Origin of the sequence: Citrobacter sp. T1.2D-1, assembly GCF_950098555.1 — a bacterium.
GTDB lineage: Bacteria > Pseudomonadota > Gammaproteobacteria > Enterobacterales > Enterobacteriaceae > Citrobacter_A > Citrobacter_A telavivensis.
In genome coordinates this window covers 1-21,384 of sequence record NZ_CATNHH010000078.1, presented here as the reverse complement: position 1 = coordinate 21,384, position 21,384 = coordinate 1, and the positions used below count along the sequence as shown (strand labels likewise).

The window sequence follows — 21,384 nt, the reverse complement described above, 5'->3', positions numbered from 1 at the left end:
GCTGGTTATCCTTTTGACAGAGGTTCTGATATTGGCTGAGCAGGTGTGTTTTGACTCAGGGCCTGTGCTTGTCGGGCATCTTTTTTGCGCCAGTAGTTAGCCAGCAGCGAGCCGCTGACGTTGCCAAGCGGCGTCATGACCGCAGAGGCGAGACCGACGGTCGCCAGTTTGCCCATCGCGGCAGCAAGACCCGACGCCATACCGCCGTTTTGCAGACCGACTTCGAAGGCCACCGTCCGCGCAGACTGGACATCCATACGGAAGATCCAGCGGCTCATCAGATAGCCAATCAGGAAGCCGCCGAGGTTGTGCATCAGCATGGCGAAGCAGAGCAGGAAACCGACCTGCACCAGGTTGTCGCGTCCGGCAGCCGCCGCGGTGGTGGTAAAGAAAATGATGCCCATCATTGAGATGGTCGGCATGACTTTCTTAACGCCGTCCACGCGGCTGTACAGCCAGTTGTAGAACAGCGACCAGATAATCCCGCCTGCCACAAAGTTCAGCACGACCGCGTACATTTGTGCGTCAGCGCTGGCGCTGCCAAACAGCGAGTCCCAACCGCCGGCAATCATATACAGCAGCCAGACGGCGCTGATCCCGGCCAGAATTTGCACGGTACGACGCCCCTGCACACCGGCATAGGTTTTCAGGTAGTCGTGTAAAATCGCCGCGCCAATTGGGATCAGCACGATTTTCACCACGTCCATCACCATCGCGGTGAGCTGGATGTCGATCATCGATCCAGCCAGCAGATTCACCCACAGCGGCGTCATCACCGTCGCCGCCAGCGTCGAGACGGCGGCAATAGAGACCGCCAGCGCCAGGTTGGCGTTAGCGATATACACCATCACAGTGGAGGAGAGCCCGCTGGGGCAGGAACCAATCAGTAGAATGCCCACTGCCACTTCCGGCGGGAAGTCAAAGAGCAGCGTGATGCTCAGGCCAAGCAAAGGCATGATGACGAAATGACAGAAGGTGCCGATGAACACCGCCCATGGCATTTTGGCAACGTCGATAAAATCCTGAATCGTGAGTTTGGTGCCCATACTGAACATGGTCGCCTGGATCACTAAGAAGACGATCCACTTATGCGTGATGTTGAATCCGCCCCAGACGATCAGATCGGTTGACCAGGTCATCGCGGCGACAAAGCCGGCGATGATCCACAGGGTAAACTGATAGCTGCGAAGACCAGGCCAATAACCCGCGCCTGCCGCGAAGCCTGCTGTCAGCATCACCAGCCCCGGCTGCCAGAGGGCAGGAGACTGCATCAGCGCGCCAATTGCCGCCAGTGCGCCACCGGCGATGCAGACGCCCAGTCCGGTTTTGTGAATAACGGTCGTGATAGTCATGATGAAATGTCCTTTCTCTCGTTATTACTGTCGTGGTGGAATAGCTAACATTTGCCGCGCAATATCTGGCGTGGCGACCTTTTTATCCATACTGCGAATAAGCGTGGCGAGTTTGGCAACTTGCTGATAATTATGCTGGGCTTTCTCTTCTGCGCTTAAATAATAGCTGTCTTCAAAACCAATCCTCACTTCACTGGCACCCATTCCGACCGCTGCTGCAATAATATCGAAGTTCTTACGGCCAAAATGCGTAATTCCCCACAAAGCGTCACGTGGAATCATACTCCGCAAGGCAATTAACGCATCAACCGTCGCCGGGGAACTTCCACGATGTCCGAGAACAATATTGAATAACATGGGTTTTCTGAACTGAATTTTTTCTTCCAGCGCCAGGATGTTATTAATCATCCCTATTTCAAAGACTTCGAATTCAGGAATAATTGAACGCTGGGTAATTTGTTGGGAACAATATTCGACGTCCGGTCCGGGATTAAAATACACGGCATCGCCGAGGTTAACGGAGCCGACGTTCAGCGAGGCCATTTCGACGCCGGGGCAATCCAGCGGCGCGCAGCGTTCGGCAATCGACATAGCGGAGACACCACCGGTAGAGGCCTGAATAATCAGGTCAGAATGGCGCATGACGTCATCGATTGTCGCCTGAAAATCCGTGGTGTCCGGCGTCAGGCGACCCTGCTTATCGCGAACGTGTAAATGCACTATTGCCGCACCATGTTCGACGCTGGCCAATATTTCCTGCGCCAGTTCTTCGGGTATAACTCTGGGGCAATCCGCGGCAACGGGTGCCAACGAGATAATAACAGTATCCGACATGTGTTCCTCCGGTATTCCGGTACAGAGATATTAAAATTATAAGTACGGTGTCATCCAGCGTAACGATTCGGGCCCTGGTGTTGACGGTTTGTATTCACAACCCATCCAGCCCTGATAACCTGTCTGCTTAATAAAATCAAAGAGCCATGCTTCGTTTAATTCTCCCGTTCCTGGCTCATGGCGACCAGGCACAGAAGCAATCTGAAAATGTTTAATTATCGGTAAATAGCGTTCAATAAAATGCGCAACATTACCGTGTATTTTTTGGCAGTGATAAATATCAAACTGTAAGCCGATATTTTTTCTGTCCACTTCGTTAATCAGACTTTCGGCCAGAGGAAAGCTGTCGACGAAATAACCTGGCATATCTTGCGGATTTAGGGGTTCAATCAGTACGTCGATTCCGGCCTCGACCATGACGTCACAGGCGATACGCAGTCTGTCAGTCAATCGTTCGCGCTGGGCGCTGGCGGAAAGCGTGTCCACGCGCAGTCCGGCCATGACGTGCACCTTGCGACACCCTAACGCCGTGGCGTAATCGCGGGCAATCATCAGACTGCGCTGATATTCCTCATCACGCTCAGGCAGGGATGCCAGCCCACGTTCACCTGCCTGCCAGTTACCCGCCGGGGCGTTCATCAACGCTACTGGCAGGCCGGTTTCCTGCTGCGCTGCCAGTAGAACGTCCAGCGAATGCTGCCAGAGAAACAGCCCTTCAACGCCGTGGAAACCCGCCGCCTTAGCTGCCTGAAAGCGTCCGGCAATGGGGTGTTCACAAAACAGCCAGTCGAGGTTAGCCGCTAACTTCAGCATGGTGCGTTCCCTCCCGGCAATCAACCAGATGCAGTTTCACGCCCTGGCTGGCAATGGTGTCCTGCGCCACATCGGGTAACTGGTTATCCGAAATAATGTCGGTCAGTTGATCCAGCGAGCAGATGTGGAACATCCCGTATTTGCCAAATTTACTGCTGTCGCAGACCAGCACCCGACGGCGGGAGACGGTGAGCACCGCCTCTTTCACCGAGGCTTTGCCCTCGCTGGGGGTCGACATACCGCGTTCGGTATCCCATGAGGACGAGCTGAGAAACGCCACGTCGATGTTAATCGTGCGCAGAAAGCTGGCAGCGCTTTTCCCAAGGCAGGAACGGTTGCGCTGATCCACCAGACCTCCGGTGTGATACAGCGTGATGTGCGGCATGTCCATCAGGTAGTGGCTGATGGAAAAATCATTCGTTACCACCGTCAGGTTGAAGCAGTGGCTGGCGGCGACCGCTTTCGCCACTTCAAACAGTGAGGTGCCGGCATCCAGATACAGCGTTTGCCCCGGTTCGATCAGCATTGCGGCAAGCTGTCCCATCCGCCGCTTCACCTCATGATGCAGTTCGGCCTTTTCCCGCCACGGCAGCTCCGATTTCAGCAGATTGTTGAGTTTCACCCCGCCATTAATCGAGATGACTTTGCCTTCTTCTTCCAGCAACTGAATATCGCGACGCACGGTCATGTGTGACACGCTCATCAGATCCGCCAGCTCATTAAACGAGGCGACGTTTTTTTCATGCACGTAGCGGTAGATAAAATCACGTCGTTGTTCGGGGATCATCATTTCACCTCATGCTCGCTGGGATTGTTCGAGTTCAGCCACCGCTTCCGCCGTGAGCGGCACGTAACCGAGGGGTTTTAAGGTCAGCCAGATGCGGGCGCTGTCTTCCAGCTCTTCGGCATTAAAAACCGCCTCACGAAGTGAGCGACCACTGACTACCGGGCCATGATTGGCCAGGAGCGCCGCAGTATGGTCCGCCGCAATTTCGCTAAGTGCGCTGGCAATGCCTTCATGACCAGGTTTGAAATAGGGCAGAAGCGGCAACTGCCCGACGCGCATCACGTAGTACGGCGTTAACGGCGGAAGACAGTTTTCCGGCGTGCTGCACGGCAGACAGGAAAGGGCGGTCAGCCACGGCGAGTGCAGATGGACCACCGCGCCGCAGGCCGGACGATGGCGATACCAGGCCAGGTGCATAGGCACCTCTTTTGATGGCTTATCACCACTCAGGTGAACGCCGTTGGCATCCAGTTTACTGAGCGTGGCGGCGTCCAGCTCTCCCAGGCAGGAGTTGGTCGGTGTGACCAGATAGCCGCCGTCCGGCAGCCTTACGCTCAGGTTGCCCGAGCCGCCGCTGCTGAAGCCGCGCATAAACAGAGAGCGGCCATAATGCACCAGCTGTTCGCGGAGTTGCTGTTCGGTAAGCGGGTTCATGATGTGTACTCCTGCGCGGTAAAAAAGAACTCTTCATCACCGAAGTTGCCTGACTTCAATGCCAGCGCTAACGGTGGTTCGGCGGAAAACACCCAGGGGACGCCGGGGGCGATGGCTTTACCGACCGCCAGTCGCGATACCTGCAACGCTTCCACTACGGTGCCGGACGTTTCGCCGCCCGCAACGATAAAACCGTTCACACCTGCAGCCTGCAGTTTGGCCGTCAGTCTGGCAAAGGTATGTTCAATCGCCCGGCTGGCAGGCTGCTCGCCATACTCCTGTTGAATGCGTTTTAGTGCTTCCGGCGGCTGGGTGGCGTAAATCAGCGGGGCGAGCGCGTCATCGACATGCGCCATCGCCCACAGCGACAGCTCATCGCTGTAATCTTCTGCGTCTGCCAGGCAGCGCGCCACGTCGAGTAAACGGGACGCGGCCCGCGTTTTATAGCGATTCACCTGGCGGTTGCTCATGGTGGAACAGCTTCCGGAAAAGACCACCGTTTTTGCAGGCTGCGGGAAAGGATGTGCCGCCTCCTGTCCACGCTGCGGGGTGGCGCACGCGGCCAGTGCACCGCCCAGACCGGAACCGCCCGCCAGCAGCGGCGTATGACGCAAGGCCTGAGCGAGAGTTTGCAGATCGGCTTCACTGAACGTATCCACGATCACGTGGCGTACACCTTCAGACTGACAGCTGTCCAGGGCGTGAGTGACCGCTTCCACACCTCTTTGAATCGTGCTGAGATCGATGCGTCCGACGGTACGGGGGGTTTGTGCCGCAAGCAGTCGAATCAGGTTCGCGTCGGTCATCGGGTTGAGCGGATGTTTCTCCATGCCGGATTCGTTCAGCAATACGCCATTCACAAACAGATGGCCGTGGATCACTGTCCGTCCGTTTTGCGGCAGGGCAGGACAGTGAATGATGTACGGCGTGTGCATGGCTTCCATCAGCGCATCGCTGACCGGACCGATATTACCGGCAGGGGTGGAATCAAAGGTGGAACAATATTTGAAGTAAATCTGCTGCGCACCGGCTGTGTTGTGCAGCCATTGCCAGCAGCGTAATGATTGATCGATGGCCTGGTCAGCCGCCAGAGAACGGCTTTTAAGCGAGATGACAATCGCGTCGACCTCTTCATTCCACGGCTGTGCGGCGTCTGGCATACCGGGCAGCAGTGCGACTCGCCAGCCTTGCTCAGCCATAAAACTTGCTATATCCGTTGCGCCAGTAAAGTCGTCGGCGATAACACCTGTCGTGACGGGCATACATCCACTCCGTTCAGATTGTCTGGTAATTGAGCCTATTATTCAGGAGGACGTTTCACATTCACATGATGATTCTCACAAATAAGCACATCATAAAATTGTATGAATATTTAATAACTTTATGAAAACAATAGATAAAATTTCAATTCACATTGAAATAATGCTCACAGAGTGATGTGAAGATTCGTTAATCTTTGGGAAATGTTGTCACAACAGCCGCGGGACAGGTTTAGAGGAGACGGGACGCCGCTCTTGCAATTTGATCATAATCACCTGAATAAATGAGATTATTTTTTGCGGTCAGGGTCATTCTTTCCCCAGGATAAATTTTGCATATTAGCAACGTTATCCAGACCACGGGCGGAGCGTAACGTGCCTCAGCATATTCAGGACGATGTCTTACACAGTTTTTACTCACTGGCCGAGGTGTTTTCTAAGGCGACAGGGCTTGCCGCCGTGGTGGTGGACATTAATGGTCGGGAAATTTCCGCCTGTCATAATTTTAATTCTTTCTGTTCATTACTGCGCACCGATCCGCGATATCAAAAAAGTTGTCAGAAATGTGATAAATATTGTGCTTTTGAAGGACTGAAAGAAGAAAAAATCAGAATACTCTGCTGTCATGCAGGGTTGAGTTTTTTCTCGATGCCATTAATTCGTCAAGGGCATCTGCTGGGATTTATTATTTGTGGTCAGGTGCGCGCAAAGTATCCAGAATATAAAACGATTGTCATTGATGACGATCGGCAATGGGTTTTTGATCCCAAAATTAAATCAGCCTGGAATCAGGTTGCCATTGTTGAAAATAATCATCTGGTGGCGGCGGCAAACCTGCTTAGTTTTATTATTAATAATATCAATCCAGTCCAGAGTTCAACGCTGAGCAATGCAGATGTACAGTTGAGCGACCTGCGGTTGTCGGCAATGGAGCTTTCGCGTCACGAAAAGAAACTGGTCGCCGCACTGCGTTATATCGATGAACACTTATACGAGGAACTGACGCTGGAGTCGGTGGCGGCACATGTCTGTTTAAGCGCCAATTACTTTAGCCGCTTCTTTAAGAAACGGCAGGGAGTGAATTTTAAAACCTGGGTGAGTCAGAAAAAAATGCAGCGGGCGAGCGAGTTACTGTGCGATCCGACGAACTCTATCGACAGTATCGCCCGGAAACTTCAGTATGCGCAGACCAGCTACTTTTGTCGGGTATTCCGGGCTGCTCACCAGACTTCTCCGCAGTCATTCCGTCATGAACAGCTCTCGCTGTAGACGCGTTCCATCACCTCTGGAATAAAAGAGAGTCGGTCGCTCAGACGGACAACATCGCCGACCACAATCAGCGCCGGCGGCACAATATTCGCTTCCTGCGCTTTGGTGAGCAATGTGCCGAGCGTACAGGTTAAGCGCCGTTGATTTTCCCGGGTGGCCGACATGACAATGGCGGCGGGCGTGTCTGGTGATTTGCCTCCCATCAATAGCTCTTCACAGATAAACGGCAGATTCGCTATCCCCATAACGATCACCAGCGTGCCGTTGAGCTTCGCAAGCTGCCGCCAGTCCTGCTGCTGATTGCCTTCGCGGGTATGTCCCGTCACGACATGAAAACCCGACGCCAGGTCGCGGTGGGTGACCGGGATCCCGGCGCAGGCCAGCCCGCCAATGGCGGAACTGATGCCCGGCACCACTTCGAAGGCAATACCTTCCTCGACCAGACACTCCACCTCTTCGGCACCACGACCAAACACGTAAGGATCGCCGCCTTTCAGGCGGACAATGTTCCGATGCGTCCGCGCATGCTGGATAAGCAGGGCATTGATCTCCTCCTGAGGAACGCAATGATAGCCCGGACTTTTGCCGACATTGATACAGGTACAGTTCACTGAGCACCCGTCGAGTATTTTAGGGTTGACCAACCGATCGTAAATAATGACATCAGCCTGTTGAATGCACTGCAGGGCTTTGAGGGTCAGTAAGGTGATATCACCAGGACCTGCGCCAACCAGCCAGACTTTTCCGGAATTTTTCATATGTCGTCCTTAATTATTGTCGGGAAAAACGGTAAAAAGAGTAAAAACGGATGGAAAAACGCCATCGTTTGCTTATCGTTAAGTGAACTGAATTCTCCTGAAATAATAAGTAAATAATATTGATTAACCCCGCAAAGTTTTTTCTCCGATAAACAAGTTGTCTTGAAAAATTATTAAGAACTTATTGGCGCTATTTGTCGCAAAATAACCTTAATTAAATTGTGTTTATGGCCAGCCTTGCGTATTATCGGTCATTATTTGTTCGCCTTCTGTGTGAATAAACCATGGAGTGGATCAATGACATCCAGGTAGGAAATAAAATATAACTCTCAGGCCAATCGGGAGTCGGTTGCATTTATTTTTTATAATTTAAACTATTTTTGTACGCGGCATATGGAAGACGTTATGAGAGGAAAGATACCAAAGACTGAATTACTGGTGACGTTTGAAGTAGTGGCACGTCATGAAAGTTATACGCGTGCGGCGGAGGAGTTAGCATTAACGCAAAGTGCCGTATTTCGCCAGGTGAATGCACTTGAGGATTTTCTGCATACTGCATTATTTAGTCATGCCAAAAAGCGGATTTTTTTAAACGCGGCCGGGAAGCATTATTTGAGCATTGTTAAGGAAACGCTAAATAAACTTGAGCGTGATACCAACACCATTATGACCTGGCAGCCCACGGTGGAGGTCATTGAACTGGCGGTCAATCCGACGTTCAGCACCCACTGGCTGATCCCCAATCTGCGTGAATTCAATAAACGTAACCCCGATATTATCGTCAATATTCACTCACTGGCGAACATTGGTGATTTTCTCAACCGTGAATATGATGCGGCCATTATGCGAGAGGACTTCTGTTCGCCGTGGTCAGAAGTGGAGTATCTGTTCGAAGAGGAAATTCTACCGGTCTGTAGCGGCAGTCTGCTGTCGCAGCCCAACCAGAAACTGGCGGTCGAAGAGCTGCTCAATGAGTTTCCGTTGCTGCATCAAAGTACACGAATTAACGGCTGGCAGGAGTGGTTCGCCCTGTCAGATGTCAGTAGTCCACTGGCCAACAAAGGCCCGCGTTTTGATCTGCTGTCGATGCTGATCGCGGCGGTGCGGTCTAATCTGGGGGTCGCGCTGCTCCCGCGCTTTGCTATCCAGCACGATCTGGATAACGGTGACATGGTGATCCCCTGTGATGTGCCTATGCGTACAGGTAATCGCTTCATCATGACCTGGCGGGAAGAAAAAGCGGAATCCCGTCATTTACAGGTCTTCCGCGAGTGGTTGTTGCAAAAATCGGTGGTGTCACCTCTGGAACGCTGATGCCGGTTGGCAGGCGAACGGTAGGCCGGATAAGCGCGTGCGCTATCCGGCAACTACGTGACTACCAGTCAATTCCCGCCTGTGCCTGAATACCGTTGTCAAACGCATGCTTCACGGGGCGCAGCTCGCTCACGGTATCGGCAAGCTCCAGTAACTGCGCATGGCAACCTCGTCCAGTCACAATCACACTCTGCTGGGCCGGACGTTCCCGGATGGCGGCAATCACCTCTTCGGTATCAAGATAGTGATACGCCAGCATGTAAGTGAGTTCGTCCAGTACCACCAGATCGTAATGCGCGTCGGCCAGCATACGCTTGCTCTCTGTCCAGACGGCAAGCGCCGCCGCGATATCTGACTCGCGGTTTTGCGTTTCCCAGGTAAACCCGGTGCCCATAATGTGAAACTCAACGCCCAGCGGATGCAGGGTGTTGTATTCGCCATTATCCCACTGGCCTTTGATAAACTGCGCGACGCCAACGGTTTTGCCGTGTCCCACCGCACGCGTGGCGGTGCCAAAGGCGGCCGTGGATTTCCCTTTTCCATTACCGGTGAAAACGATCACAATCCCTTTTTGTTCCGTGGCGGCAGCCACGCGGATATCAACCTGTTCTTTCAGCTTTTGCTGGCGCTGACGATGACGGTCGCTATTGGCTCGCGCTTGCATAAACGCTCCTTAATGTCCTGCCGGGCAGGATGCACAACGGTGCTGTTGTTCAAACTGGCTGAAGAAGTTGTTGCCTTTGTCGTCCACCAGCACAAAGGCTGGCAGGTTTTCAACTTCCATCATCCAGACCGCTTCCATTCCCAGTTCGGGATATTCGAGACAGCGCAGACTTTTCACATATTGCTGTGCCAGCAAGGCGGCGGCACCGCCGATACTGCCGAGGTTGAATCCGCCGTGTTTATGACAGGCCTCGGTCACCTGCGGACTGCGGTTGCCTTTTGACAGCATGACCAGGCTGCCGCCAGCGGCCTGGAAGGCATCGACATAGCCGTCCATGCGCCCGCCGGTGGTTGGCCCGAGCGAGCCGCAAGCCATCTGGTCTGGTGTTTTAGCCGGGCCCGCGTAGTAGACAATGTGATCTTTCATATACGCCGGCATCGCTTCGCCGTTGTCCAGACGCTCTTTGAGTTTGGCGTGCACGATATCGCGGGCGACGACAATCGGGCCGTTTAGCGAAAGTCGTGTGCCGACAGGCAGGGCGGATAAATCATGAAGGATCTCGCGCAGCGGACGGTTCAGATCCAGATTTACGCTCTGTGCGCTGTTCTCGACGCGGCTGGATTCAGGGATAAATTTGCCTGGATTATGCTCGAGTTTTTCCAGCCAGATCCCGTGCTTGTTGATCTTCGCTTTGATATTGCGATCGGCGGAGCAGGAGAGAGCCATCGCGATCGGACAAGAGCCGCCGTGGCGCGGCAGACGAATCACGCGAATGTCATGGGCGAAGTATTTCCCGCCAAACTGTGCGCCGATGCCAAATTCACGACTGGCGTTAAGCAGCGTGGACTCCAGCGCCGTGTCACGAAACGCCTGGCCCAGTTCATTACCGCTGGTGGGGAGGTTGTCGTAATACTTGGTTGAGGCCAGTTTGGCGACCTTGAGCGCCTGGTCAGCGGAGAGACCACCGACCACAAAGGCAATGTGGTACGGCGGGCAGGCGGCCGTGCCCAGTGATTTCATCTTCTCGATCAGAAATGCGGTGAGTTTTTCCGGCTGCAGGATAGATTTCGTCTCCTGGAACAGTGCCGCTTTGTTAGCCGAGCCGCCGCCTTTATTGACGAACAGGAAGCGGTATTCGTTACCCGGCGTGGCGCTGATGTCTATCTGCGCGGGCAGGTTAGTACCGGTGTTGACCTCGTTGTACATATCCAGCGGGGCGTTTTGCGAATAGCGCAGGTTATTGTCTTTAAAGGTGGCATAAATCCCTTTGCTGAGCGCTTCAGCATCATCGCCGCCGGTCCATATTTGTTGACCTTTGCTGGCGACAACCGTCGCCGTGCCCGTGTCCTGGCAGTTCGGCAGCACGCCTTTCGCCGACACTTCCGCATTACGTAACAGCTGTAGGGCGACGTATTTGTCGTTACTGCTGGCCTGCGGATCGTGCAGGATGCTGGCTATTTGCTTTAAATGTCCGGTGCGCAGGAAGAACGATGCTTCATAGAATGCCTGTTGAGCCAGCAGCGTTAATGCTTCCGGCGCCACTTTGATGACCTCTTCGCCATCTAATTCAGTCACCGTAACATGCTGATTGCTCAGTAATTCGTATTCCGTACTCTCTTTGCTTTGTACAAAGAGTTCTTGCCAGACAAAGGGTTTAGACATGTTACTTCTCACGTTAAGGTTGATATCGCCGGAGGGCGGCGTCGCGCCGTATCCGACCAACAAAAATGCCTGATTCGTAGGCCGGATGTGCATGAGCGCTCGCCGGCATCTGCTTAATGCGCCATAAAGAGATTGGCCTGCGTTGCATGGGCAACATATTCAATGGTCTGCTGGGCGCGCACGCTGTTCCCGGCGCTATCCAGCGGCGGTGAGTAAACGGCGATGGCATATTGCCCCGGAACCACTGCGACCATCCCGCCACCGACGCCGCTTTTCGCCGGAATACCGACGGTATACAGCCATTTGCCGCTGCCGTCGTAGAGGCCGGCGATGGCCATTTCTGCCAGCACCTGCGGCACATAGCGTTCATTCAGCAACTGTTTGCCGTTGAACGGCGATTTGCCCTTATTGGCCAGCACAGCCCCCATTTTGGCGAGCTGCTCAACGGTGATATCCACTGAACACTGGCGGGTGTAGATCTCCACGGCATCCTGCGTATTGCCGTAGAAGCTGTTGTACGATGCCATCAGTTGCGCCAGCGCCTGGTTATGCTGATTGGTCTCCATTTCCGATCTGAACACCGGTTCATTAACCGTGAGCGTGGCGTCGGCCCAGGCGTTCAGGTTGGCGAGGATTTTGTTCCAGCGGTCGGTTTTGTCTTTAGCATCAATCAGGCTGACGGTACTCATGGCACCGGCATTGACCAGCGGATTCTCCGGCGCGCCCTTCGTGAGTTCGACGGCGAGGCCGGAATTAAAGGGCAAGCCGGTGGCGTTCGCACCGAGTTTATCCAGCACTTCCTGCGGCCCGCGTTGTTCCATTGCCAGCGCGAGGGTGAAGACTTTGCTCAGCGACTCCATCGGGAACGCTTTACTGATGTCTCCAGCCTGGTAAATTTTGCCGTCAACGGTAGCGAGGGTAATGGCGAAGTTGTTGGGGCTGTATGCGGCAAGGGCAGGGATATAGTCGGCGACGTTGCCGTCGTGGTTACTTTTGTATTTCTGGTGTGCCTGTTCGATCAATGCGGCGTAGTCCGGCACCGTTTGCGCCAGCGTGGCGGCGCTAAAAAACAGGCTGGCGGTTAACATGCTCGCGCCGAAGAATTTTACGTTCATGGTGCAACCTTGTTGGTGTGATTGGCATGTTGCCGGATGGCGGCGCAAGCCCCTTATCCGGCCTACAGGTTAATACTCAATGTGTAGGCCGGATAAGCAATAGCGCCACCCGGCAACCTTATATCATCAGGACATCACCACTTCTGACGGTTCAGTTGCAGGACGCTCCTGTTCTGGCGTTTTGACCGGCGCAGTGCCCCGGCAGCCTGAACCGAAGTGTTCACCTTCCCAACGACCGACAATGGCGGCACCCATGGCGTTACTCATGACGTTGGTCGCAGAACGGCCCATGTCGAGGAACGGATCGACGCCCATCAGCAGGATCAGACCCGCTTCCGGAATGTTGAACTGGTTGAGGGTCGCGGCAATGACCACCATCGAGGCACGCGGTACGCCCGCCATGCCTTTGGAGGTCAACATCAGGATCAGCAGCATGGTGATCTGCTCGCCCATGCTCAGTTCAATGTTGCACGCTTGCGCGATAAAGACGGTGGCAAACGAGCAGTAGGCCATTGAACCCACCAGGTTAAAGGAGTAACCGATAGGCAGCACAAAGCTGGCAATCTTGGATGAGACGCCGAATTTCTCCAGTTTATCCAGGGTGCCAGGGAATGCGGCTTCAGAACTGGAGGTGGTAAACGCCAGCAGTGCCGGTTCGAGGATCGCTTTCGTCAGACGACTGATGCACGGACCGACAATCACCGTTGACAGGCCGATCAGGATCGCCCACAGCATGCCCAGCGTCAGGTAGAACTCACCCATGAAGATCCCGGCGCTTACCATCACGCCCAGTCCGCGTTCAGCGATCAGCCCGGAGATGGCGGCGAACACCGTTAACGGTGCGAACAGCATGACGTAACCTGTCAGCTTCAGCATGACGTGAACCAGCGAGTCGAGCACTTTCACGATCGGCTCGGCTTTTTCGCCAATGGCGGCCAGGCTGCAACCGAGGAAAATCGAGAACACCACGATTTGTAGGATTTCGTTACGCGCCATCGCATCCACGATGCTGGTCGGCACGGCGTGAGAGATAAACACTTTCAGCGTGAACGGTTCTGACTGCACGCCAGCCACTGCCGCAGCGTCATGGGCGACAAAGTTAATGCCCGCACCCGGCTGGAACAGATTGACGATGACCAGACCCAGCGCAATCGACAACAGTGAGGCGCAGATAAACAGGAAAAAGGTTTTCGAGAATATACGGCCCAGCGTTTTGGCATCGCCCATTTTCGCGATACCAACGACCAGGGTTGAAATAACCAACGGCGCGATAATCATTTTTACCATACGTAAGAAGATAGTGGTAAAAATAGAAATATCCTGCGCGTATGATTTTGCTGTATCTGCCGATGCCATATTATTAATAGCCACCCCGGCAATCATGCCGAGTATCAGGCCTAATATGATCATTTTTGTTAGACTTATTTTCTTCATGTTTACTCCATCGGATCAAGGCTAGTCTGTAAAATTATGTAGGGCGGCGTGCGCCTGAGCGCGGACAGCAGCTCAGATGCACGCCTGTTATGACCAACCGCATGAATTATCTGGAATACAGTGATACAGCGAAATCCTGTACGCCAATGGACGTTGTTGTATTTTTTAATTACAGATCGAACTCAATACTTAATAACGGTGCATGCTGCTGCGCGCCATAAACATCATTGTCACCGACGTTGCCGGAAATAATATCGCGAGGCATCACGATTTTTACGGCATTCGCAGGGTCAAACCAGACGATGCGATGAATAAAATTAGGTTCAACGTTATATAAGCGGGCAATTAACTGCGGAGTTAATTGCTCAGAACGTTTTACCCGCTGATAGTCTTCGCGCGTTTTAAATAAAATATCTAACACCAGTTCATACGGTCCGGCGTTTTTGGAACGAATCACCTGCGCCAGGGTGCAAATAGCGTGTTTCATGCCTGAACTCCTTCTGGCGTCACCTGTTCGATATGGAAGTCAAAACGCAGTGCATCGCTGGCTTCGATCAGGTGATAGATTGAGAACTCATACACCGGCCCGCTTTGAATATCGGATGGCGAGAACGGGAAGGCGAGGTTGCCTGCCGTGGCGATCCGGTTTTCGTAGCCGTAGTGCAGCAGGGTAGAGCGCACCAGCGAACAGACGCTGTTGGCGATATCCTGCGTTGGCGCGACCACGTCCAGTAAAATGCCCAGTTCGTGCCCGGCAGTTTGCATCGGTTCATGATTGCCCATCACGCCGTTCTTACCGTACAGGTGGAACGTCATGCGGATGCTGTCATCATTCAGTGAGAGGTTGCGGGCAACGCTTGCCTGAACTTCTTCGAGAATGGTGTCGATGCCAGCAATCATGATCGGATCGCGGGTACCGGCAATGGTCAGGCAGCGGAAGCCCACCTGGCGCGCGCCTTCCAGTTTCAGCGCATACGGCGTTTCTTCATGACGGGAACCGCTGACGTACACTTCGCCATCGTTTACCGCGGTGAAGCTGCACCCTTTCAGGTTCAGTACGCCGCCAGGGCCTGGCAGGAAGTAGGGATCGGACTTCTCATACAGGGTGTGCGCCGCCGCCGACGTTTCGGTGAACTTGCGTTTTGGATTGAACGTCTTAAGCGTAAAGCCGTTGTCGTCGATAATCCCCATCGCGCAGTCGGAACCGGAACCTGGGGTGGCGGCAATGGCCGCACATTCCAGGATCTTGCCGCAGTGCAGCGCCAGACCTTCATCAAAGCCCTGCATAATTGGCAGTGCCGCGAAGCAGGCCGGATCGTAAGCCCGTCCGCCCAGCACCACCTGCGCCCCCGCTTCCAGCGCACGCTGGAACGGCTCGATCCCCATCTGCGCCACGATATAGGTGCTCTCTTCGATCGCCTCGTGGGTCAGTGCCGGAACAAAGTCCAGCGCGGTGATTTTGCCGTTATCCAGCGCCTGATGAACCACCTCTTTATTCACATCCGATGGGATCAGGGCCATTGAAAAGGACAGTTTTTCTTCCTGCGCAATCTCAAGGATAATCTGCCGACACCACTCAAGGTGCGGTGCAGCACCGGATCCCCCGGCGGTGCCGATCACCACCGGAATGTTGTTCTTAACGCCCGCCGTGATCATATAACGCAGATCGCGTTTCACCCCGGCCCTGTCGGTAAACGGTTTACCCGCCCCCAGATAGTGGGGGCCAGGATCGGAGGAGCCTGCGTCAACCGCGATCAGATCCGGTGACTCTTCCATGGCTTTACGAAAGCTCTCTTCCGGGAAGCCATAACCCAGGATAGCCGTCGGCGATAAGATCTTAAATGTGCGTGCCATCTCTTAATCCTTAGTCTGCAACAGCGCGATGGTGCGGTTCATTTCGTTAAACACGATATTGAGACCTTCATCGAAGCCCATACCTGGCTTTATCAGCATACGCATCGGACGTGCGGCGAGAGCCACATGTACGCAGGTACGGGCGCTGATTTCGGTTTCGTTACAGGTACCGCCCTGGTAGGCTTCCATCCCGTGTTTGTTGCAGTACAGCACCGCGTCAACGATGTTGTGAATGCCGCCGAGATCCGGGGTTTTGATCTGCACCATGTGGCAGCTGCCGGCATCGGTGAAGTCCACGATGTCCTGATAGGTGTTACACCATTCGTCCGCAACAATTTTCACGCCGGAACCCAGACGGGTCAGCTCTTTGGTGATGGCCGTCAGCATGCGGATCTGATCCGGCTTGTTGCCCGCATCGACCGGACCTTCAATGTACAGCGGCAGGCCCTGCGCCTCTTTTTCCAGACTGGCGATGTACTCGGCGCAGCGGACCGGGTCCATATCGAAGATCAGACCGATGGTGCCATACACGTCGATATGCAGCGTCGGATGGTAGCGCGGGCTGCTGCGCAGGCTGAGAATACGGTCGGACAACCAGCGTACGTACTCACGCAGTTTTTCACCTTTGAAACCGAGCTTTTCTTCGACGTTGTTGATCAGCGCGTGCGGCAGGACATCAACGCCTTTGAGGATCATCTTGTCGACGGCGATATAGCGGTCATCGCCACTCTGACCAAATAAAGGAATCGCTTCCGGTACGCAGGGCAATTGCCATTCGTCGCACACGACTTCCGTTTTCAGGCGACCTGAGGCCAGCGCGGTGGCGTCAAGCAGTGCCTGTGACAGACCGTAACGAACGGCGGTATGCAGTAAATTACCGTCGATGCGCAGTTTGTCGAAGAAACGGGCGTTCGGCAGGAACGCATCCACGTCGCGGCCTTCAAGCAGCGGTTTAATGTGATCGTTGAGGAACGGAATAAAGTGTTCAGCCAGGAACAGCGGATCGCGGCCACCGGCACCGGAGTACTGCACCGCGGCACAATCACCCACCGCCACCGCGCCGTTTTCCAGAATCAGCTGTACGGAAACGCACTCACCGGCCTGACGCACAGAGGTAAAGCCTGGGGTGACCGGATCGCCGGTATAAATAAACCCGTCATGACCTGCGCCATTTTTGATCGCCTGCTGGTCATCAAAATAGAATGAGGAGTAGCCAGCGGTGAAAAGCGCCTGTTTAATTTTCATTATGGTCTTCCTATTAATTGACTGTGGGATACAGCGTTGATGTCATCAACAACCATCTGGAATGAGGGTTTACGTCCTTCGTATTGCGCACGCTCGGCCACATAGTCGTGGTGCAGGGCGAGAATGTCTTTTGGCAGTGGAACCGAGCCGGCTTCCAGAATACGGATAGCGCCGGAGTTGTCGCGAACCGGCAGGATTTTCCCGGCGTTGCAGGAGGCCGGAGCGAAAGGCACATCCAGGACGCCAGCTTCAAAGGCCAGCACCGTCCCGCGCGCAACGTCGCCGTTGCCCAGCTCAAACACTTTCTTCAGGACTGCGCGAACTTCGCTCTTAATCAGATCCACTTCCTGTTCTACTGCGGCGCACGGCGGGAATTTCTGGTCGCTGACCATATTGAGCATCTGACGCGATGCGCGCAGTCCCTGGGCGTTAGCCGCGGCCGTCGGGATACCGAAGGCTTCATGTGGGCTCTTGGTGATCACTTTGGTGGCACCGGACATGCCGGCGACCGCTGCGCCCCAGGAGATAATGGCGAATGCTTTGGATTCGTCTTCCGGGAAGCCGCCCATCCACTGGTGGAAGACGGTGCTCAGTTCATAATCATTGAAACCGTAATTCTGGAAATACTCGTGGGACAGTTCGCGCAGTGACTGGATCGCAGCAATATCCTGCGTCAGGCTGCCCACCTGGCCGTAGCCGACGGTGATGGATTTCACGCCTTGTTCCAGCGCCAGCAGACCTTCGATAATCGCCACAGCATGAGACATGAACGGTGGGATCAGCGTGCCGGTCAGCGGGCCGAACGGTTCGCGGTTAATGCGAATGCCGTGTTCTTCATACAGCCCCATCAGACGGTCACAGTACTGCCAGTCGCGAATGGATTTTTCCAGCGTGACGCGCTTGGCGTAAGGAATGTTGTAGGAGATACCGCCGCCCTCGTAGCTGGTGAAGCCGCTGGCCATGGCAATCTCTGCCAGCAGACGCGCATCCGGCGTACCGTGACGTACCTGAATGGGTTTCTCCAGCGATTCGGTCATTCGGCGACAGGCCGCCACGCCGTGGTTAACCACCGGCAACCCGTTGAGCTTCGACGTCCCGGCTTCAATGGATTTCTGGATCCCAATGGCGGCTTCTTCATAACGATTCAGACGGGTGTAGGCATCGATAGTGCTGGGCAGCAGGTCACACTCTGCCTGCAGGGTTTTCAGCAGTTCAATATGCTCATCCATCAGCGCCACGCCGGCGCGCGGCTGGCTCAGGGTTTTCCCTTCCTGGTCAGCCTTCAGCAAGGCATGAGAGAAACGTTTTTTCTCAGGAATGGTCTGCTGGTACTTCACGCCATCTTCAAAATGTTCGACGTCTTTGCCGGTATGCCACGTCTGCAACACCTGATGCCGCTCAGTCATAAATTCGTCATGGGTTAATTTCTTATTTCGAAGTTCCATTCGTCGCTGCCTTAGGTTTTATAGGGTTAAACAGTGAATGCTGGTGCGCGCAGCGGCCTGGGGATCCAGTCTGGCAACGTTTGCCAGCAGCGGGAGCAGACCTTTTGCATCGCGGTAGTACTCAAACTGAGTGGGTAAAAGAATGCGTCTGCCGTCGTCGTCCAGTTCGCGATATTTGAGCCAGTGATGGATATCAAACTGACTGGCGCGGGAGAGCCAGCCGCCCGAGCCGACCACTTTGCGCACGGTGGTCAGGTCGCGTCCCATCTGTAAATCGACGTTGCCAACGCAGGTACAGACCTGCTTTTTGGTGCCAGCGTGACGCTCGGCGGCGTAACCAACACACAGTCCGGCTAACAGAGAATCAAAGTATTTCTCTTCCTCGCTTTGCGGCAGATAATCGGGATGTGCTACCAGATGGCGCAGGTAGCCATAAAAGGCCTCCTGGCGCGCCGGCTGCTGAGCGAATACCACCTTCACCAGTTCATGGGTGCTTTCGCCTACCACCACAGCGGAGACGCGCATGCCGAGATCGCCTTCCACTGTGCGCTTAACGAACGGCTCCGGGACGCCGTGCAGTACGGTGTCGGGCGAGAGGGTATTGGCGCTGGCGGAATAGACGTCGGTGGTCGCGCCGCCCATGTCGATGAGCATGAACTCTTTCCACGCGCTGTCGACTTCGCTGATGGCTTTGACCAGTTCGTACACCGTCCAGGGCGTCGGCATGGGCTCTTCGCCGGTTTCACCGACAATCACATCCAGTCCTTTGCCTTTCACGATGCGGGACAGGAAGACATCACAAATCGCCTTGCGGGCGGCGAAGGGATTCGGGTGATCGAGGTCGGGCAGAATGTTGTCTACCGTGATCAGATCTTTGTGTCCCAGAATCGCCTGGACATCGTCCTGAATGTCGCGGTTTCCAGCGTAGATAATGGCGCAGTCGAGACTGGACTCTGCCAGCGCATGCGCGTTGGCCAGACCGTAGCTCTCTTCACCGCCATCGGTTCCGCCGGTAAACAACAGAATGTCCGGCGGCGTGGCTTCCAGCGCCTTAATGTCATGACGATTCAGCTTATACGAGTAGTACTGGGCGATTTTGGCCCCGGCGGAATGTGCCGTGACTTTTGCCGATTCCAGAGTGATCGACGGCACCAGTCCCATTGCGGCGACGGCAAGGCCGCCTTTTGCCGATGAGGAGTATTTCAGTGTCACTTCACCGCGGTTGAGCAGTGGGCGCGCATCGGCAACGTTCAGCACCTGGTTCAGGCTGGCGAAAAAACCGTCCGCCAGATGATGGGTCGTCGTCGGAGTCAGAACGTGGTTAACCAGTGTTAACGCATCCCCCTCCTTTGCGAAGAGGGCAGCTTTGGTCCACGTCGAGCCGATATCGACAGAGACGGTTTGCATCAGATAGCCTCTTCCAGACAACGCTGTTCGATACCGTGGCGCTTGTTGATATCCATTGCCATCAACTGACAAACATCTTCGAGATCGTGGCTTGGGGCGAAGACACGCTGGAAGCCCATCTCTTTAAATTTGGCTTCGACGTCTGCGAAATCATGCTTTCCGACGACCAGGTTGCCGCCGACGTAAAGAAGGATATCGCCAATGCCTCGTTCGATGCAGCGCTCGCGCAGCCCCAGGCAGTCAATGTCGCCATGGCCATAAATAGAGGAGACGACAATGGCATCGGCGCCGGTTTCGATCGCGGCATCGATATATTCATCCTGGCTCACCATTACGCCCAGATTGATTACGCGAAAATCATGGGCAGTAAAAACGCGGTCCAGAACTTTATTGCCTACTGCATGGCAGTCAGCACCAATGACGCCAATAACGAGTGTTGATTTTTTCATGGGTAATCCTCTCCAGGACTCAGGGTAAGAAATAAAATGTTTTTGAATGTTTTAATAGGGACGGAGTGTCGTGGGGAGGCGCGATGGATGCAATTGATCTATTTTCAAAATATCTTTCGAAAAATGACTGTTCTATGAAGTAAAATTAAAATATCTTTACTTTCATATAGTTGCGATTGTGGTTTCAGCGCATTAATATTTTAATAAAAAGGTATCTATTAAACGGAGTTTCATGTTTGTGATCTGAATCCTGTTTATTTGTCTGTTGGCGAAAGGCGCCTTTAAATAATTTAAGAAGAAGAAGTGTGAGATAGATAACGGAATTAACTGACCCCTTAATATAGACATAAAAATAACTGTTAATGAAAAGATAATAATTTGTTCCGAGTGCGTTTGTATTATTCAATTAAGCTGTACACCATTCCAGGCAACACCGTGTCACATTCTGGTCATTTCTTGTTGTTTCAGGTGAGTCAGTTCCGCAAACGTATCATGTCGGATTGACGGGGCGCTGAACCAGGCTAAATGAGAGTTCATGCCAGGGGAGGAGAACGATTCTTCGTCAACCTGCTGGACGGGCAGCAGCATACCTGGCGGAATAATCAGCAAACAGATCGGCGCTGCTCACAGCGTCATTTTATTGTTAACGGAATAATAACAATGTGGTGTTAATTCATTTTTCTGTAAAAGTAAAATAATTGTGAATAACAACGTGCAGATTCTTCGTCTCTGGAAAATAACTGAAAATTGACTACGCTAAATTGAGCGGGTCAGGGCCACGGAAAATGCCGTTACCGCGTTAATTAAAGCACTGTCTTTTTATATAGACATTTTCACTTAGTAACCATCCCCACCCGCAAAGATACATGTTAGCAACATGTTTTTCACTACGATCACTCAATTTAAACACGATTAACAAAAAGCACTGTTTTTGATTTAAATCGGTAATGACTCCAACTTATTGATAGTGTTTTATGTTCAGATAATGCCCGATGACTTTGTCATGCAGCTCCACCGATTTTGAGAACGACAGCGACTTCCGTCCCAGCCGTGCCAGGTGCTGCCTCAG

20 protein-coding genes are annotated in these 21,384 nt (G+C 53.7%); 2 read left to right on the top strand and 18 right to left on the bottom strand.

The window, feature by feature from the left end; genetic code table 11:
- Window positions 1-5 precede the first annotated feature (5 nt).
- From QQZ17_RS25235 to otnK, 6 genes are read right to left on the bottom strand one after another with little or no spacing between them, the layout of a single operon-like run.
- Window positions 6-1,352, bottom strand: coding sequence for a bile acid:sodium symporter family protein (locus QQZ17_RS25235; RefSeq protein WP_152405435.1), 1,347 nt, complete (start codon window positions 1,350-1,352; stop codon window positions 6-8).
- A gap of 24 nt (window positions 1,353-1,376) precedes the next feature.
- On the bottom strand, window positions 1,377-2,186 hold the full coding sequence (locus tag QQZ17_RS25230) for a 3-keto-5-aminohexanoate cleavage protein (protein WP_152405434.1): 810 nt from the start codon (window positions 2,184-2,186) through the stop codon (window positions 1,377-1,379).
- Window positions 2,187-2,222: 36 nt separating this feature from the next.
- Window positions 2,223-2,999 carry a hydroxypyruvate isomerase family protein gene (locus QQZ17_RS25225; protein WP_152405433.1) on the bottom strand — a complete coding sequence of 259 codons (777 nt, stop codon included), beginning with the start codon at window positions 2,997-2,999 and terminating at the stop codon, window positions 2,223-2,225.
- On the bottom strand, window positions 2,980-3,789 hold the full coding sequence (locus QQZ17_RS25220) for a DeoR/GlpR family DNA-binding transcription regulator (protein WP_174349147.1): 810 nt from the start codon (window positions 3,787-3,789) through the stop codon (window positions 2,980-2,982). Before QQZ17_RS25220 ends, QQZ17_RS25225 begins: the two co-directional genes overlap by 20 nt.
- Before the next feature lie 6 nt (window positions 3,790-3,795).
- Window positions 3,796-4,440, bottom strand: a complete 645-nt coding sequence (gene otnC, locus QQZ17_RS25215; RefSeq protein ID WP_284554212.1) for a 3-oxo-tetronate 4-phosphate decarboxylase — start codon at window positions 4,438-4,440, stop codon at window positions 3,796-3,798.
- Entirely contained in the window at window positions 4,437-5,702 is a 1,266-nt protein-coding gene (gene otnK / locus QQZ17_RS25210) for a 3-oxo-tetronate kinase (protein WP_152405425.1), read from the bottom strand. Before otnK ends, otnC begins: the two co-directional genes overlap by 4 nt.
- A gap of 372 nt (window positions 5,703-6,074) precedes the next feature.
- On the opposite strand from otnK, the gene QQZ17_RS25205 reads away from it, so the two are divergent.
- Window positions 6,075-6,968, top strand: coding sequence for a PocR ligand-binding domain-containing protein (locus QQZ17_RS25205; protein ID WP_152405424.1), 894 nt, complete (start codon window positions 6,075-6,077; stop codon window positions 6,966-6,968).
- Here the strand turns inward: QQZ17_RS25205 and cobA are convergent.
- Window positions 6,947-7,726, bottom strand: coding sequence for a uroporphyrinogen-III C-methyltransferase (cobA, locus tag QQZ17_RS25200; protein WP_152405423.1), 780 nt, complete (start codon window positions 7,724-7,726; stop codon window positions 6,947-6,949). The genes QQZ17_RS25205 and cobA overlap by 22 nt on opposite strands.
- 405 nt (window positions 7,727-8,131) lie before the next feature.
- Between cobA and QQZ17_RS25195 the strand changes: the two genes are divergently transcribed.
- Window positions 8,132-9,040, top strand: coding sequence for a LysR family transcriptional regulator (locus tag QQZ17_RS25195; RefSeq protein WP_152405422.1), 909 nt, complete (start codon window positions 8,132-8,134; stop codon window positions 9,038-9,040).
- A gap of 61 nt (window positions 9,041-9,101) precedes the next feature.
- On the opposite strand, the gene cobO is transcribed toward QQZ17_RS25195, so the two are convergent.
- From cobO to QQZ17_RS25140, 11 genes are all read right to left on the bottom strand, one after another.
- On the bottom strand, window positions 9,102-9,704 hold the full coding sequence (gene cobO / locus QQZ17_RS25190; RefSeq protein ID WP_152405421.1) for a cob(I)yrinic acid a,c-diamide adenosyltransferase: 603 nt from the start codon (window positions 9,702-9,704) through the stop codon (window positions 9,102-9,104).
- Between the two features lie 9 nt (window positions 9,705-9,713).
- Window positions 9,714-11,366 (bottom strand): class I fumarate hydratase, encoded by a 1,653-nt coding sequence (locus QQZ17_RS25185; protein WP_152405420.1) that lies wholly within the window; start codon window positions 11,364-11,366, stop codon window positions 9,714-9,716.
- Between the two features lie 113 nt (window positions 11,367-11,479).
- Window positions 11,480-12,481 (bottom strand): glutaminase A, encoded by a 1,002-nt coding sequence (gene glsA, locus QQZ17_RS25180; protein WP_284554211.1) that lies wholly within the window; start codon window positions 12,479-12,481, stop codon window positions 11,480-11,482.
- A 126-nt stretch (window positions 12,482-12,607) separates the two neighbouring features.
- Window positions 12,608-13,915 carry a dicarboxylate/amino acid:cation symporter gene (locus tag QQZ17_RS25175; protein WP_102602246.1) on the bottom strand — a complete coding sequence of 436 codons (1,308 nt, stop codon included), beginning with the start codon at window positions 13,913-13,915 and terminating at the stop codon, window positions 12,608-12,610.
- Between the two features lie 169 nt (window positions 13,916-14,084).
- Window positions 14,085-14,402, bottom strand: coding sequence for a DUF4387 domain-containing protein (locus tag QQZ17_RS25170; RefSeq protein WP_152405418.1), 318 nt, complete (start codon window positions 14,400-14,402; stop codon window positions 14,085-14,087).
- Complete coding sequence (locus QQZ17_RS25165; RefSeq protein WP_046477579.1) at window positions 14,399-15,769, bottom strand: acyclic terpene utilization AtuA family protein; 1,371 nt, start codon at window positions 15,767-15,769, stop codon at window positions 14,399-14,401. The genes QQZ17_RS25170 and QQZ17_RS25165 overlap by 4 nt, the downstream gene beginning before the upstream one ends.
- A gap of 3 nt (window positions 15,770-15,772) precedes the next feature.
- Complete coding sequence (locus QQZ17_RS25160; protein ID WP_046477582.1) at window positions 15,773-17,014, bottom strand: methylaspartate ammonia-lyase; 1,242 nt, start codon at window positions 17,012-17,014, stop codon at window positions 15,773-15,775.
- Entirely contained in the window at window positions 17,014-18,459 is a 1,446-nt protein-coding gene (locus QQZ17_RS25155; protein WP_046477584.1) for a methylaspartate mutase subunit E, read from the bottom strand. Before QQZ17_RS25155 ends, QQZ17_RS25160 begins: the two co-directional genes overlap by 1 nt.
- 18 nt (window positions 18,460-18,477) lie before the next feature.
- Window positions 18,478-19,866 carry a methylaspartate mutase accessory protein GlmL gene (glmL, locus tag QQZ17_RS25150; RefSeq protein ID WP_152405417.1) on the bottom strand — a complete coding sequence of 463 codons (1,389 nt, stop codon included), beginning with the start codon at window positions 19,864-19,866 and terminating at the stop codon, window positions 18,478-18,480.
- Window positions 19,866-20,315: a methylaspartate mutase subunit S gene (gene glmS, locus QQZ17_RS25145; RefSeq protein WP_152405416.1), complete on the bottom strand. Its 450-nt coding sequence runs from the start codon at window positions 20,313-20,315 to the stop codon at window positions 19,866-19,868. The genes glmL and glmS overlap by 1 nt, the downstream gene beginning before the upstream one ends.
- A gap of 958 nt (window positions 20,316-21,273) precedes the next feature.
- Window positions 21,274-21,384: IS1 family transposase (locus QQZ17_RS25140; protein ID WP_001691633.1), on the bottom strand; the 111-nt coding region annotated here is incomplete at its 5' end.